The organism is Streptomyces sp. NPDC054796 (genome assembly GCF_053611545.1).
On the sequence record NZ_JBSHAO010000010.1, the window covers coordinates 58,217 to 71,572 of the forward strand.

Genomic DNA, 13,356 nt, shown 5'->3' on the forward strand with positions numbered 1-13,356 from the left:
GACCCCGCGTCGCCGGGGAGACCCCGGTCCGCGTGGTCACGCGGGTGGCCGCAGCTCCGCGGCTTCCCTTCCATCGTCGGCCCTGCCCGCCGCACCCGGCAAACGGACGACGGCGTACGAGCGCGGGCCGCCGCGCGCCGGATGGCGGAGTGCGCCCGGGAGCCGGACGGCCAGCCGGGTGCCGGGCGGTTGCGGCGGCGGGCTCAGGACAGGGAGCGCGAGGACGGGAGGCGCATGTCCACCTGGCCGCGCGGCCCGTTCGCGGCGTCGCCGCCGAGCCCGTGCGTGAGGTTCCACCAGGTCGCGTCGCCGCCCTCAAGGTGCTTGAGCAGGATGCCCTCGCGCAGCCCCCAGGGGCAGATGGTGACCGTACGGACGCCCAGCAGCTTCATCGCGGTGTGCGCGATGACGGCGCCCGCCAGGGACTGCGCCCCGCGCGCCGCCGAGATGCCCGGCAGCTCGGCCCGCTCGTCGGCGGGGGTGTCGGCGAGCCGCCGCACGGTGGCGCGCAGATCGCGCCGGTGGAGCAGACGCTGCGCGAAGGGGCCCTCGCGGCCCGGCGGGGCGCCGCACAGCCGGGCGAGCTGCTGGAAGGTGCGTGAGGTGGCGACGCAGGTGAGCGGGCGTTCCCACTGCATGCGCGCGGCGAAGTCGCGCAGCCGGTGGCGTACCTCGCGGCGCACGGCCCGCAGGGCCTCCGGGTCCGGAGGGTCGGACTCGCCGAGGAACTGCCGGGTGAGGTGCCCGGCGCCCAGCGGCAGCGAGACGGCCAGATCGGGCACACCGCTGCGCCCGAAGCCCACCTTCAGCGCGCCGCCGCCGATGTCCAGCAGCAGCATCGGGCCCGCGCGCCAGCCCATCCAGCGGCGCGCCGCGAGGAAGGTGAACTCCGCCTCGGCCTGGCCCGACATCACACACAGGGGGACCCCGGTGCGCTCGCGCACGGTGCGCACCACGTCCTGCTTGTTCGCGGCGTCCCGCACGATGGAGGTGGCGAACACGAGCGGCTCGGCGCCCCAGCGCCGCGCCTCCCCGTGGGCCTCGCCCACGGCACGGGCCAGCTCGCCCACGGCCTCCTCTGAGAGGGAGCCGTCGGGTCCGAGGTGGTCTGCCAGGCGCAACCGGTGCTTGGCCGTGTGCAGGGGGAGCGGAACAGCTCCGTCCCCTTCAGCCACCAGCAGCCTGACCGTGCGCGAACCCACATCGACAACGCCTAATCGCATGGTCAGCTCGGTACCCCTCACCTCCGGCGCGTACACCCTGGTGACCACCCGGAGTTAACCGTTTATTCACCTTTCACGGGGCGGGAGAGCGCGGCGTCGCGGGGCTGGGAGCCGCGGTTCCGGGCGGTGCGGGCCGACTGCTCCGGCACCCCGGTCCTGCCGTGCCGGGCAGTGCGGGCGGTGCGGGCGGGCCCGGTGGACCGGGTGGGCTGTGCGCGGTGTGTGGAACGGGGCGGGCGGTCGTCGGCAGGGTCGGCAGGGTCGTCCGAAGAGTCGGGGTCGTCGGCGGAGTACGCCTGGGCGCGGACGAAGGCGTGGACGAACGCGAGGGGGTCGGCGGGCATGCTGCCTCCAGCGGTGGGGGCCGGGCGGGGGACGGACCTGTCAGGGCGTCCGCTGCGCCGCCGCGCCTGCCTCGGCAGGCGTTCGACGTGGCGCGGCGCCCCCGCCTATGCGCTCGCCCGCCCGAGTCCCGGCGTCCCGGACCCGTGTGCGGCGGACGGTCCCCATGTCCTCAGCCCCTTCGCGCTCGTACGGCACCGTGGCCTCCAGCATCGCCACGGGGCGTGAGGCACCGGTGAGCGCGGGATGAGGGAATCTTCATGCGCCGACCCCCTCCCCGTATCCCCCCGCACCGTTGCCGCTCAGGGCAGCGGTGTGCCCCCGGTGGCGTTGAGGATCTCGCCGGTCACGTAGTTCGCGTCGCGCGAGGCCAGGAACACGTACGAGGGCGCCAGCTCGGCGGGCTGCGCCGGGCGCCCCAGCGGGCTCTGCTCGCCGAAGTGCGAGGTGTCGGGCAGTGTCGCCGGGATGAGCGGGGTCCACACGGGGCCAGGGGCCACGGCGTTGACGCGGATGCCGCGCTCGGCGAGATTGGCCGCCAGACCGTGGGTGAAGGTGACGATGGCGCCCTTGGTCGTCGCGTAGTCCAGGAGGTGCGGACCGGGGCGGTACGCCTGCACCGAGGTCGTATTGATGATGCTGCCGCCCTCCGGTATGTGCGGCAGCGACATCTTGCACAGCCAGAACATGCCGTAGAGGTTGGTGCGCACGACGCGGTCGAACTGCTCGGTCGTGATGCCGTCGATGCCGTCCTTCTGCGCCATCTGGTAGGCCGCGTTGTTCACCAGCACGTCGATGCGCCCGAACTCCCCGACGGCGCGGTCCACGAGCCGTCGGCACTCGGCCTCCTCCCTGATGTCGCAGGGCACGGCCACCGCGCGGCGCCCTGCGTCCTCCACCAGCCGGGCCGTCTCGCGGCCCTCCTCGCCCTCTTCGGGGAGGTGGCCGAAGAGGACGTCGGCGCCCTCGCGCGCGTAGGCGAGCGCCACGGCCCGGCCGATGCCGGAGTCGCCGCCGGTGATGACGGCGCACTTGTCCGTCAGCCGCCCGCTGCCCCGGTAGGAGTCCTCGCCGTGGTCGGGCCGCGGGTCCATGCGCTCCGTGTCGCCCGGGTGCGGCTGGTCCTGCTGCGCGAAGGCGGGCTTGGGGTGCTGCTCGGACGGGTGGTCGCTGTGGCCGCCGCGCTCGCCGTGGCTGCCGGGGCCGTTGCCGTCGGTGCGGGGGGTGTTCATGGGTGCCTCCGGTGTCGCGGGCCTGTCTCGTTGAAGCGCCGGGAAGCGCGGTCGTTGAGGGCGCTCAGTGCCGCCTGCCACCTGGTGCGTCCCGCGCCCTCCCCGCGCGCGACGAGTGCGCCCTTGACGGTGCCTCCGCCGCCGGGGGCGGCGTCGGGCAGCAGCCGTGCGACGACCGAGTTGACGCGCGTGACCAGCACGGGCGCGAGCCCGTACGCCTTGCCGCCCAGTTTCGCCGCCGGGGTGAGCACCAGCCTGGTGCGCCTGCGCTCGACGGCGGAGACGATGCGCTCGGCGGCGCGCTCCGCGTTCATCGAGAGCAGCGGCAACCCCGCGAGTGTGGCGAACCAGGCGTACTCGCGGTCGGCGTCGCCCCCGAACTCCGCCTGGAGATGGGAACCGGTCCGCATCAGCCCGGGGCGTACGGCGGTGACACTGACGCCGTGCTCCGCCTGCTCGGTGCGCAGCCCCTCGGCGAGTGCGCCCACGGCCGACTTCGCGCACGAGTAGGGCAGCAGATGCGGGACGGGGAGCAGCCCGCCGACCGAGCCGACGAGCCCGAGCCGCCCGCCCACGCGGCTCTCGCGCAGATACGGCAGGGCCTCCAGCGAGGCGTGCAGGGCGCCGAAGAACATCGTGTCCATGGCGTCACGGAAACCGTCGGCGCCGGTGGCCTCGGCCGGGCCCACCTGGATGATGCCGGCGTTGGCCAGCACCACGTCGAGGCCGCCCTGCCGCTCGGCCGTCGCGGCCACCAGATCGCGTACCGCGGCGCGGTCCCGTACGTCGCACACGCTTCCCGTGACCGTGCCGCCGCCCGGCCGCTCCCGCAGCAGTGCCACGGCGCGCTCCAGCTCCTCCTCGTCGCGGGCCGCGATCGTGACGTCGCAGCCCCGCTCGGCGCACTGTCGCGCCAGCAGCAGCCCGAGGCCCCTGGAACCGCCCGTCACCAGGACGGACGATCCGCGTAGCGTCCCCATGAAGGTTCCCCTCTCAGATGCGGAGGTGACTGTCTCCGGCGGTTCCCCCGATCCGTCCCGTCACACACGGGGCCCGCGTGTTCATGGACTGGCGGAGGGGGAAGCCGGACGGGATGGTGAAGAGCATGAACGGCCAGGAACGTGACGTGCACGGCCAGGAAGGCGACGGGACGGCGCTGATCGTCATCGACATGATCAACGCCTACGAGCACCGCGACGCGGCGGAGCTGATCCCCTCGGTGCGGCGCGCGCTGCCGCCCATGCGGCGGCTGATCGACCGCGCGCGTGACGAGGGCACCCCGGTGATCTACGTCAACGACAACTTCGGCAGGTGGCGCTCGCACCACGACGAGATCCTGGACACCGTGCTCCAGAGCCCGCACTCCGAACTGGTCGAGCCCATCCGGCCCGACGCCGAGTCGCTGTTCGTCGTCAAGGCACGGCACTCGATCTTCTACCAGACGCCGCTGGAGTATCTGCTGTTCCAGCGCGGCATCCGCAGGGTCGTGCTGTGCGGGCAGGTCACCGAGCAGTGCGTGCTGTACTCGGCGCTGGACGCCCACATCCGGCACCTGGAGGTGTGCGTGCCCCGGGACGCGGTGGCCCACATCCACGAGGACCTGGCCGACGCGGCGCTGCGCATGATGTCCCGCAACATGTCGGCAGAGGTGTGCGGGGCCGACGAGGTGGTGCTGAAGACCGGGGGCTGACGCGGCGGCACGCGCCGCCCCGCTGACCCGTCGCCCCGCTGACCCGGCCCCGGGAGGGCCGGGCCGGGACCCGCCCGTGTCAGGGCCGCAGCACCACCTTCACCGCGCCGTCGGCCTTCTTCTGGAACATGTCGTACGCGTGCGGCGCCCGCTCAAGCGGCAGGTGGTGCGTGGCGAACTCGTCGACGCCGAGCACGTCCTCGTCGGTGAGCAGCGGCAGGATGTCGGGCACCCAGCGCCGCACGTTGGCCTGACCCATCCGCATCTGCACCTGCTTGTCGAAGAGGGTGAGCATGGGCAGCGGATCGGCCGCGCCCCCGTACACGCCGCTCAGTGAGATCGTGCCGCCCCTGCGGACGATGTCGATGGCGTGGTGCAGGGCCGAGAGCCGGTCGACGCCCACCGTCGCCACGGCGCGCTCGGCCAGCCTGCCGGGGAGCATGCCGCCCAGGGTCTGCAACAGCTTGCCGCCGGGGCTGCCGTGTGCCTCCAGGCCGACGGCGTCGACGACGGAGTCGGGCCCGCGCCCCTCGGTGAGGTTGCGGACGGCACCCGGGAGGTCCTCGTGGTGCGTCAGGTCCAGCACCTCCACGCCCCACGCGCGGGCGCGCGCCAGCCGCTCGGGCACCAGGTCGACGCCGATGACGCGCTCGGCGCCCCGCCGCAGCGCGATGCGGCAGGCCATGTCGCCGATGGGCCCGAGACCGAGCACCACCAGCGTGCCGCCCTTGGGCACGGCCGCGTACTCGACGGCCTGCCACGCGGTGGGCAGCACGTCGGACAGGAACAGGTACCGGTCGTCCGACGGGCCCTCCGGGACCTTCACCGGGCCGTAGTGCGCCTGCGGCACCCGCAGGTACTCCGCCTGTGCGCCGGGTACCGAACCGTAGAGCTTGGTGTAGCCGAAGAGCGGCGCGCCCGACCCCTGGTCGCGCACCTGCGTGGTCTCGCACTGGGTCTGGAGGCCCCGGTCGCACATGAAGCACGAGCCGCACGCGATCTGGAACGGCACCACCACGCGGTCGCCGGGCGACAGGTGTGTCACCTCGGCGCCCACCTCCTCGACCACGCCCATCGGCTCGTGACCAAGGATGTCGCCCTCCGTCATCAGCGGGGTGAGCACCTCGTACAGGTGCAGGTCGGAGCCGCACAGGCCGCTCGACGTGATCCGGATGACCGCGTCGGTCGGCTCTTGGACGGCGGGGTCCGGGACCTCGTCCACCCTCACGTCGCGCTTTCCGTGCCAGACGAGTGCCTTCATCAGAGCCACCACCTCCGCTCGGGGCCCTCCGCGTACCCGTGCCGGGACCCGTCATACGTGACCCGATGTGCGTCCGCGGTCCGCCACCTCGGCTGCGCCTTACGGGCCCATCTCGCCGGGGCGACGTGTCAGGTGCCCCGAGCGGGGAACTGGTGGTCCGCACACACGGCACCCGGGTGCGTACGGCACCCGGGCGCGGCGGCGGTCAGGGCCGACCTGTGGGAGGACGTGGGATGGGCGTGCGCACCTGGATCCAGGACTGGCCCGTGTACCGGCAACTGGCCGGGGCGGATCCGCTGGGCAGAGGCGCGGCCGTGACCTCGGCCCGCACCAGGAACCTGCGGGCGCGCACGGACGAGGCGGACCGGGTCGTGAAGTCGGTCTGCCCCTACTGCGCCGTGGGCTGTGGCCAGAACGTCTATGTGAAGGACGACGAGGTCGTCCAGATCGAGGGCGACCCGGACTCGCCCGTGAGCCGCGGACGCCTGTGTCCCAAGGGTTCGGCGACCCTCCAGCTCACCACGGGCGACGCGCGCCGCCACGAGGTGCTCTACCGGCGCCCCTACGGCACGGACTGGGAGCGGCTCGACCTGGACACGGCGATGGACATGGTCGCCGAACGGGTCGTCCGCACCCGGCGCGAGACGTGGGAGGAGGAGCGCGACGGGACGCGGGTCAACCGCACGCTGGGGCTGGCCACCCTGGGCGGCGCGGCCCTCGACAACGAGGAGAACTACCTGATCAAGAAGCTGTTCACGGCCCTGGGCGTGGTCCAGATCGAGAACCAGGCCAGGGTCTGCCACAGCTCGACGGTCGCCGGGCTCGGCACCTCCTTCGGACGCGGCGGCGCCACCACCTTCCTCCAGGACCTCCAGCACTCCGACTGCATCGTCATCGAGGGGTCCAACTTCGCCGAGGCGCACCCCGTCGGCTTCCAGTGGGTGATGGAGGCCAAGGCGCGCGGCGCGAAGATCATCCACGTCGATCCGAGGTTCACGCGCACCAGCGCACTGGCGGATCTGCACGTGCCGCTGCGCGCGGGGACCGACATCGCCTTCCTCGGCGGCATCATCAACCACGTGCTGCGCACCGGCTCGGAGTTCCGCGAGTACGTGCTGGAGTACACCAACGCCTCGACCCTCGTCGGCGAGGACTTCCAGGACACCGAGGACCTCGACGGCATCTTCTCCGGGCTCGACGAGGAGACCGGGCACTACGACGTCGACACCTGGCAGTACGAGGGCGGCCTGGTGCAGGCGGCGGCGGGGGAGCGGGACGCGCTGTACGAGGAGCGCGCGGACGCGCCCGCAGATGGTGCCGGTGCCGGTGACGGTGCCGACCGCCCGCCCGGCGACACGGACCTGCCGCCCGCCGACAGCGCCAGGACCGGCGCCTCGGGCCACGCCGAGTCGCACGGCTCGGGCGGCCCCGCCGTCACGGGCCCGCGCCGCCACGACCGCACACTCCAGCACCCGCGCTGCGTCTTCCAGCTCCTCAAGCGCCACTACGCGCGCTACACGCCCGAGCTGGTCGAGGAGGTCTGCGGTGTGCCGCGCGAGACCTTCCTGGAGGTCTGCGAGGCGCTGGTGGCGAACTCGGGCCGCGACCGTACCTCCGCCTTCGCCTACGCGGTGGGCTGGACGCAGCACACCGTCGGCGCCCAGTACATCCGCACCGCCTGCGTGCTCCAGCTCCTCCTGGGCAACATCGGCCGTCCGGGCGGCGGCATCCAGGCGCTGCGCGGGCACGCCAGCATCCAGGGCTCCAGCGACATCCCCACCCTGTTCAACCTGCTGCCCGGCTACATCCCGATGCCGCACGCGCACGCCCACGAGGACCTGGACACCTTCGTCCGTGCCATGCGCACCGACAAGGGTTTCTGGGGCGAGATGGGCGCGTATCTCGTCAGCCTGCTCAAGGCGTACTGGGGCGAGGCGGCCACGGCCGAGAACGACTACCTCTTCGGCAACCTGCCCCGGCTCACCGGCTCGCACAGCACCTACGAGACCGTCCTCGCGCAGCTCGACGGCGTGTGCAAGGGCTACTTCCTGCTGGGCGAGAACCCGGCCGTCGGCTCGGCCAACGCCAGGATGCAGCGCCTGGGCATGGCGAACCTCGACTGGCTCGTCGTACGGGACTTCTCGCTCATCGAGTCGGCGACGTGGTGGCGGGACGGCCCCGAGACCGAGACCGGCGAGCTGCGCACGGAGGACATCGGCACCGAGGTCTTCTTCTTCCCGGCCGCCTCGCACACCGAGAAGGCCGGGTCCTTCACCAACACCAACCGCATGCTCCAGTGGCACCACCCGGCCAAGGAGCCCGACGGCGAGGCGCGCAGCGATCTGTGGTTCATGTACCACCTGGGCAGGCGCGTACGGGAGAAGCTGCGCGGCTCGACGGCGCCCATGGACCGCCCGGTGCTCGACCTGACCTGGGACTATCCCGTCGAGGGGCCGCTGGAGGAGCCCGTCGCCGAGGCGGTGCTCGCCGAGATCAACGGACACGGGCCCGACGGCGCCCCGCTGACCCGCTATCAGCAGTTGCGGGACGACGGCTCGACATCGTGCGGCTGCTGGATCTACTGCGGTGTCTACGCCGACGGCGTGAACCAGGCCGCACGCAAGAAGCCGCACACCCAGCAGGACTGGATCGCCGCCGAGTGGGCCTGGGCCTGGCCCGCGAACCGGCGCATCCTCTACAACCGCGCCTCGGCCGACCCGGAAGGGGCGCCCTGGAGCGCGCGCAAGGCCCTCGTGTGGTGGGACGGCGAGGACGGACGCTGGACGGGCCACGACAACCCCGACTTCATCGAGGACCGGCCGCCCTCCTTCCGCCCGGCCGCCGACGCGACGGGGCCCGACGCGCTCAGCGGTGTCGACCCGTTCATCATGCAGGCGGACGGCAAGGGCTGGCTGTTCGCGCCCGCCGGGCTCGTCGACGGGCCGCTGCCCACCCACTACGAGCCGCAGGACTCCCCGGTGCGCAACCCGCTGCACCCCGGGCAGCAGCGCAGCCCCGTCCGGCAGACCTTCGCCCGCGAGCACAACCGCTACCACCCCAGCGGCGACGACGCGGGCTCCCCGGTCTTCCCCTACGTGGTCACCACCTACCGGCTCACGGAGCACTTCACGGCGGGCGGCATGACGCGCTGGTCGCCGTATCTGGCCGAGCTGCAACCCGAGTTCTTCTGCGAGGTCTCCCCGCAGCTCGCCCGCGAACGCGGCCTCGACCACGCCGGATGGGCCACCCTCGTCACGGCGCGCGGCGCCGTCGAGGCGAGGGTGCTGGTGACCGAGCGGATGACCCCGCTGAGGGCGGGCGGGCGCGACATCCACCAGATCGGGCTGCCCTACCACTGGGGCGCCAACGGGCTCGTGCGCGGCGACGCGGCCAACGAACTGACCTCCGTCGCGCTCGATCCCAACGTGCACATCCAGGAGGTCAAGGCACTGACCGCCGACATCCGTCCGGGCCGCCGCCCGCGCGGGCCCGCGCTGCGGGAACTGCTCGACGCGTACCGGACGCGCGCGGGCATCACGGAGCACACCGGAACGGAGGTACGGGGATGACCGGCTCCCTCGTCGGCCGCAACCTGCTCGCGGGGGCCGAGCCCGACCCCTCCGGGGACGCGGGCCACACCGGGCACCCGGAGCGTGTCGGCTTCTTCACGGACACTTCGGTCTGCATCGGCTGCAAGGCGTGCGAGGTGGCCTGCAAGGAGTGGAACGCGCTGCCCGAGGACGGCCTCGCGCTCACGGGCATGAGCTACGACAACAGCGAGGGCCTGGGCGCCTCCACCTGGCGCCATGTCGCGTTCATCGAGCAGAGCAGGCCGCTGGGTGTCCCGGCCACTGACGCCGCCGTCGACCACGGCGACGTGGACGTGTTCGCGCTCGCGGCGGGCGGCCCCGCCGCCCCGGCCGAGGTGACGGAGCCCGGGGAGGCGCCGCCCGCGCCCGAGGGACGCACCGAGCTGCGCTGGCTGATGTCCTCCGACGTGTGCAAGCACTGCACCCACGCCGCCTGCCTCGACGTGTGCCCCACGGGCTCCCTCTTCCGCACCGAGTTCGGCACCGTCGTGGTGCAGGAGGACATCTGCAACGGCTGCGGCTACTGCGTGCCGGCGTGTCCCTACGGCGTCATCGAACAGCGGCCCGAGGACGGCCGCGCCTTCAAGTGCACGATGTGCTACGACCGGCTCGGCGCGGGCCAGGAACCGGCCTGCGCCAAGGCGTGCCCCACGGAGTCCATCCAGTTCGGCCCCCTGGACGAGCTGCGCGAACGCGCCGCCGCGCGAGTCGAAGAACTGCACCGGGCCGGAGTGCCGGAGGCGCGGCTCTACGGCCACGACCCGGAGGACGGCGTCGGCGGCGACGGTGCGTTCTTCCTCCTGCTCGACGAACCCGAGGTCTACGGACTGCCGCCCGACCCCGTCGTCACCACTCGCGACCTGCCCGCGATGTGGCGGCACGCGGGAGCCGCGGCACTCACCCTTCTCGGGGGCCTCGCCGCCGTGTTCGCCGCGCACGCGCGTCCCTGCGGCGGTACGGGACGGAGGGGCGCCCTGTGAGCGCGGCGGAACGGCGCGACGGAGGCGGCGGGGGCGGCAGGCGCGGACGCCGGGGCAAGGGCAGGGGCAAGGGCGAGCGGACGGTGGTGCCGGACGCCGAGTTCACCTCGTACTACGGCAGGCCCGTCCTCAACACCCCCGCGTGGAAGCCCCTGAACATCGGCGGCTACTTCTTCCTCGGCGGTCTCGCCGGAGCGGGCTCGGTCCTCGCGGCGGGCGCGGATCTGACGGGCAGGAGCGCCACGGCGCGGGCGCTGAAGGTCTCCTCGACGGTGGCCGTCGCGGGGTCCGCAGCCGCGCTCATCCACGACCTGGGCCGCCCTGCGCGCTTCGTCAACATGCTCCGCGTCCTCAAGCCCACCTCGCCCATGAGCGTCGGCTCCTGGCTGCTCGCCGCCTACGGCCCGGCCGCGGGCGCCGCCGCCGTCTCCGATCTCACCGGACTGCTGCCGCGCGCCGGACGCACGGCGACCGTGGGTGCCGCGCTGCTCGGACCCGCCGTCGCCGCTTACACCGCCGTGCTCGCCGCCGACACGGCGGTGCCCGCGTGGCACGGCGCCTACCGCGAACTGCCCTTCGTCTTCACCGCTTCGGCCACGTCAGCGGCGGCGGGCATGGCCCTGCTCGTCGCACCGCCACGGGAGCACGGGCCCGCGCGCAGTGCCGCGCTGCTCGGCGCCGCAGTCGAGGCGGTGGCCGTCAAGGCGATGGAGACCCGGCTCGGTGTGGTCGCCGAGACCTACCGCGAGGGCACGGCGGGGCGGCTGATGCGGGCGGCGAAGCTGCTGTCGGCCGGGGGAGCGCTCGGCGCGCTGCTGGGCCGGAGCGGCCGAAGTGGCCGGAGCGGCCGGAGCGTGGCGGTGGTCCCGGGAGCCTCGGGCGCCGCACTGCTCGGCGCCTCCCTCTGCACGCGCCTCGCGGTCTTCCACGCGGGCAGGCAGTCGGCACAGGATCCCAAGTACACGGTGGTGCCGCAGCGGGAGCGGCTGCGCGCCCGCGAGGCCGAGCGCGAGCGCGCGCCGGATGACGGGAGCTGAGCCCCCGTCACATCCCTGACCCGGCGCTCTGGTCGGCGGTCTAGCCGCCCTTGGCGCCGACCCTGTCGGGGTCCCAGGTCTCGGGGTTCCAGACCCCGGAGCGGGTGAGCGCCCGCGAGCAGTGGAAGTAGACCTCGTCGGTGCGGAGGAGCAGCGCGAGGGCCGGAGGGCGCCCGTCGAGGGCGAGACGGTCGAAGAAAGGGGCGTCGCGGACCAGCCGGGCGCGCCCGTTGACCCGCAGGGTCATGCCCTGGCCCGGCACGAGGGCGATCAGCCCGAGGTGCGGGTTGGTGAGCAGATTGCGCCAGCCGTCGACGCGGCGGTTGCCCGGCCTGTCGGGTATCGCGATCGTGCGGTCGTCGAGTATCTCCACGAACCCGGCCGGGTCCCCCTTCGGCGACACGTCGCACGTGCCGTCGTCGGCCGAGGTGCCCAGGAAGACGAACGGTGAGCTGCGCAGCCACCGCTGCTCGACGTCGCCCAGCCGCGAGGTCACCTTGTCGATGACGATCGGGTGCGGCTCGCCCACCAGGGCGCTCAGTTCGGCCTCGCTGGTGACGAGCGTGCCGCCCTGGTCGGGCCAGTCCGGCCAGTCGGGCCACGCGAGCGGGTCCGCGACGCGCGGGGCTCCGTCCGCCGTGTCCGCCGTGTCCGCCTCGTGCGAGTGACGCGCGCCATCCGTACCGACCGTGCTGCCGCTGTGCATCCGTGACCCTCTGCTCGCCTGTCCGTTCACCGTCGCCGCTCCGGTGGTGGCGGTGGTGCGGCCGGTACCGGTGATGTGCGATTAGGGTAGCCTGCCCTAAGTTTCAGTGATCGGCAAAGGTGTATGAGCGGCAGCAGAACCGGAACGGGGACCGTGCCGCGCGGCTCCGGGGCATGGTGAGCACGGAAGTGAACCGTACAGGCGAGCCCGCCGCACGCCTCGCGCGAGCGGCACGGACGGGACCGACGGCACGGGCGGCGCGGACCCCGCGCGCGTCGCGGGCCCGTCCTGCCCTCGTCGCCGGGCTGTTCGCCGCGGCCGTCGTGCTGCTGCTCGCGGTGGCCGCGAGCCTCGCGCTCGGCGCGCAGAGCCTGCCCCCGCGCACCGTGCTCGACGCGCTGCTGCACCACGACCCGTCGGACAAGGACCATCTGATCGTCGCCGAGCTGCGCGTGCCGCGCACCGTCGCCGGGCTGCTCGTCGGCGTCGCGCTCGGACTCGCGGGCACCGTGATGCAGGGCGTCGCGCGCAACCCGCTGGCCGACCCAGGCCTCCTCGGAGTCAACGCGGGCGCAGCACTGTTCGTGGTCCTCGGGATCCACGTGGTCGGCGTGAGCGCGCTCACCGGGTATGTGTGGTTCGGGTTCGCGGGCGCGCTGGTCGCCGCCGTGCTCGTGTACGGGGTCAGCGCGATGGGCCGCGAGGGTGCCACGCCGGTGAAGCTCGCTCTGGCGGGCGCGGCCACGACGGCGGCGTTCGGCTCGGTGACCACGGTCGTCCTGCTGTCGGACACCGACGTCTTCGAGCAGTACCGCTTCTGGCAGGTCGGCGCGCTCTCCGGGCGGGAAGCGGACCTGCTGTGGCAGGCGGCGCCCTTCTTCGCCGTCGGCACGGTCTGCGCCCTGCTCTGCGGCCGGTTCCTCAACGCTCTCGCGCTCGGCGACGACGTGGCGCGCGCCCTGGGCCAGCGCGTAGGTGTCGTACGGGCGCTGTCGGCGGCGGCCGTTGTCGTCCTGTGCGGCACGGCCACGGCCGTCGCGGGCCCCATCGCCTTCGTCGGACTGGTCGTCCCGCACGTGGCGCGCATGATCACCGGGCCCGACCACCGCTGGATCCTGCCCTACGCCGCGCTGCTGGCGCCCTCGCTGCTGCTGGTGTCCGACGTGCTCGGCCGACTCGTGGCGCAGCCGGGCGAGTTGCAGGTCGGCATCGTCACCGCCGTCGTCGGCGTGCCCCCGTTCATCGCGCTGGTGCGACGGCGCAAGCAGGCCGAGCTGTGAGGGAACCCGTGCCCG

The 13,356-nt window shown here is 73.5% G+C and carries 11 protein-coding genes; 5 read left to right on the plus strand and 6 right to left on the minus strand.

Translation table 11 applies throughout. The features are described from left to right. Positions 1-203 precede the first annotated feature (203 nt). From ACWGJ2_RS11070 to ACWGJ2_RS11085, 4 genes are all read right to left on the minus strand, one after another. On the minus strand, positions 204-1,223 hold the full coding sequence (locus ACWGJ2_RS11070; RefSeq protein ID WP_453345737.1) for a Ppx/GppA phosphatase family protein: 1,020 nt from the start codon (positions 1,221-1,223) through the stop codon (positions 204-206). Between the two features lie 62 nt (positions 1,224-1,285). Continuing rightward, entirely contained in the window at positions 1,286-1,567 is a 282-nt protein-coding gene (locus ACWGJ2_RS11075; protein WP_453345738.1) for a hypothetical protein, read from the minus strand. A 300-nt stretch (positions 1,568-1,867) separates the two neighbouring features. Further along, complete coding sequence (locus tag ACWGJ2_RS11080) at positions 1,868-2,797, minus strand: SDR family oxidoreductase (protein WP_453345739.1); 930 nt, start codon at positions 2,795-2,797, stop codon at positions 1,868-1,870. Continuing rightward, complete coding sequence (locus ACWGJ2_RS11085; RefSeq protein WP_453345740.1) at positions 2,794-3,777, minus strand: SDR family NAD(P)-dependent oxidoreductase; 984 nt, start codon at positions 3,775-3,777, stop codon at positions 2,794-2,796. The genes ACWGJ2_RS11080 and ACWGJ2_RS11085 overlap by 4 nt, the downstream gene beginning before the upstream one ends. A 125-nt stretch (positions 3,778-3,902) precedes the next feature. Here ACWGJ2_RS11085 and ACWGJ2_RS11090 point away from each other — a divergent pair, with 125 nt between their 5' ends. Continuing rightward, complete coding sequence (locus ACWGJ2_RS11090) at positions 3,903-4,487, plus strand: isochorismatase family cysteine hydrolase (protein WP_453345741.1); 585 nt, start codon at positions 3,903-3,905, stop codon at positions 4,485-4,487. A gap of 79 nt (positions 4,488-4,566) precedes the next feature. Here ACWGJ2_RS11090 and ACWGJ2_RS11095 read toward each other — a convergent pair whose 3' ends face one another. Then, complete coding sequence (locus ACWGJ2_RS11095; protein WP_453345742.1) at positions 4,567-5,748, minus strand: zinc-dependent alcohol dehydrogenase; 1,182 nt, start codon at positions 5,746-5,748, stop codon at positions 4,567-4,569. A gap of 233 nt (positions 5,749-5,981) precedes the next feature. Here ACWGJ2_RS11095 and fdh point away from each other — a divergent pair, with 233 nt between their 5' ends. Genes fdh through nrfD form a run of 3 tightly spaced genes read left to right on the plus strand, consistent with a single transcriptional unit; the run spans position 5,982 to position 11,355 of the window. Then, complete coding sequence (fdh, locus tag ACWGJ2_RS11100) at positions 5,982-9,317, plus strand: formate dehydrogenase (RefSeq protein ID WP_453345743.1); 3,336 nt, start codon at positions 5,982-5,984, stop codon at positions 9,315-9,317. Beyond that, entirely contained in the window at positions 9,314-10,318 is a 1,005-nt protein-coding gene (locus ACWGJ2_RS11105) for a 4Fe-4S dicluster domain-containing protein (protein ID WP_453345744.1), read from the plus strand. The genes fdh and ACWGJ2_RS11105 overlap by 4 nt, the downstream gene beginning before the upstream one ends. After that, a complete protein-coding gene (gene nrfD, locus ACWGJ2_RS11110) occupies positions 10,315-11,355 on the plus strand; it encodes an NrfD/PsrC family molybdoenzyme membrane anchor subunit (RefSeq protein ID WP_453345745.1) in 1,041 nt (346 codons plus the stop codon). Before ACWGJ2_RS11105 ends, nrfD begins: the two co-directional genes overlap by 4 nt. Positions 11,356-11,395: 40 nt before the next feature. Here the strand turns inward: nrfD and ACWGJ2_RS11115 are convergent, their stop codons facing one another. Beyond that, entirely contained in the window at positions 11,396-12,061 is a 666-nt protein-coding gene (locus ACWGJ2_RS11115; protein ID WP_453345746.1) for an MSMEG_1061 family FMN-dependent PPOX-type flavoprotein, read from the minus strand. A gap of 173 nt (positions 12,062-12,234) precedes the next feature. On the opposite strand from ACWGJ2_RS11115, the gene ACWGJ2_RS11120 reads away from it, so the two are divergent. Beyond that, positions 12,235-13,341 carry a FecCD family ABC transporter permease gene (locus ACWGJ2_RS11120; RefSeq protein ID WP_453345747.1) on the plus strand — a complete coding sequence of 369 codons (1,107 nt, stop codon included), beginning with the start codon at positions 12,235-12,237 and terminating at the stop codon, positions 13,339-13,341. Positions 13,342-13,356: the final 15 nt, after the last annotated feature.

Coding starts and splice junctions, on each gene's coding strand:
- ACWGJ2_RS11070 (WP_453345737.1), bottom strand. CDS start 1,223: ATGCGATTAGGCGTTGTCGATGTGGGTTCGCGCACGGTCAGGCTGCTG.
- ACWGJ2_RS11075 (WP_453345738.1), bottom strand. CDS start 1,567: ATGCCCGCCGACCCCCTCGCGTTCGTCCACGCCTTCGTCCGCGCCCAG.
- ACWGJ2_RS11080 (WP_453345739.1), bottom strand. CDS start 2,797: ATGAACACCCCCCGCACCGACGGCAACGGCCCCGGCAGCCACGGCGAG.
- ACWGJ2_RS11085 (WP_453345740.1), bottom strand. CDS start 3,777: ATGGGGACGCTACGCGGATCGTCCGTCCTGGTGACGGGCGGTTCCAGG.
- ACWGJ2_RS11090 (WP_453345741.1), top strand. CDS start 3,903: ATGAACGGCCAGGAACGTGACGTGCACGGCCAGGAAGGCGACGGGACG.
- ACWGJ2_RS11095 (WP_453345742.1), bottom strand. CDS start 5,748: ATGAAGGCACTCGTCTGGCACGGAAAGCGCGACGTGAGGGTGGACGAG.
- fdh (WP_453345743.1), top strand. CDS start 5,982: ATGGGCGTGCGCACCTGGATCCAGGACTGGCCCGTGTACCGGCAACTG.
- ACWGJ2_RS11105 (WP_453345744.1), top strand. CDS start 9,314: ATGACCGGCTCCCTCGTCGGCCGCAACCTGCTCGCGGGGGCCGAGCCC.
- ACWGJ2_RS11115 (WP_453345746.1), bottom strand. CDS start 12,061: ATGCACAGCGGCAGCACGGTCGGTACGGATGGCGCGCGTCACTCGCAC.
- ACWGJ2_RS11120 (WP_453345747.1), top strand. CDS start 12,235: ATGGTGAGCACGGAAGTGAACCGTACAGGCGAGCCCGCCGCACGCCTC.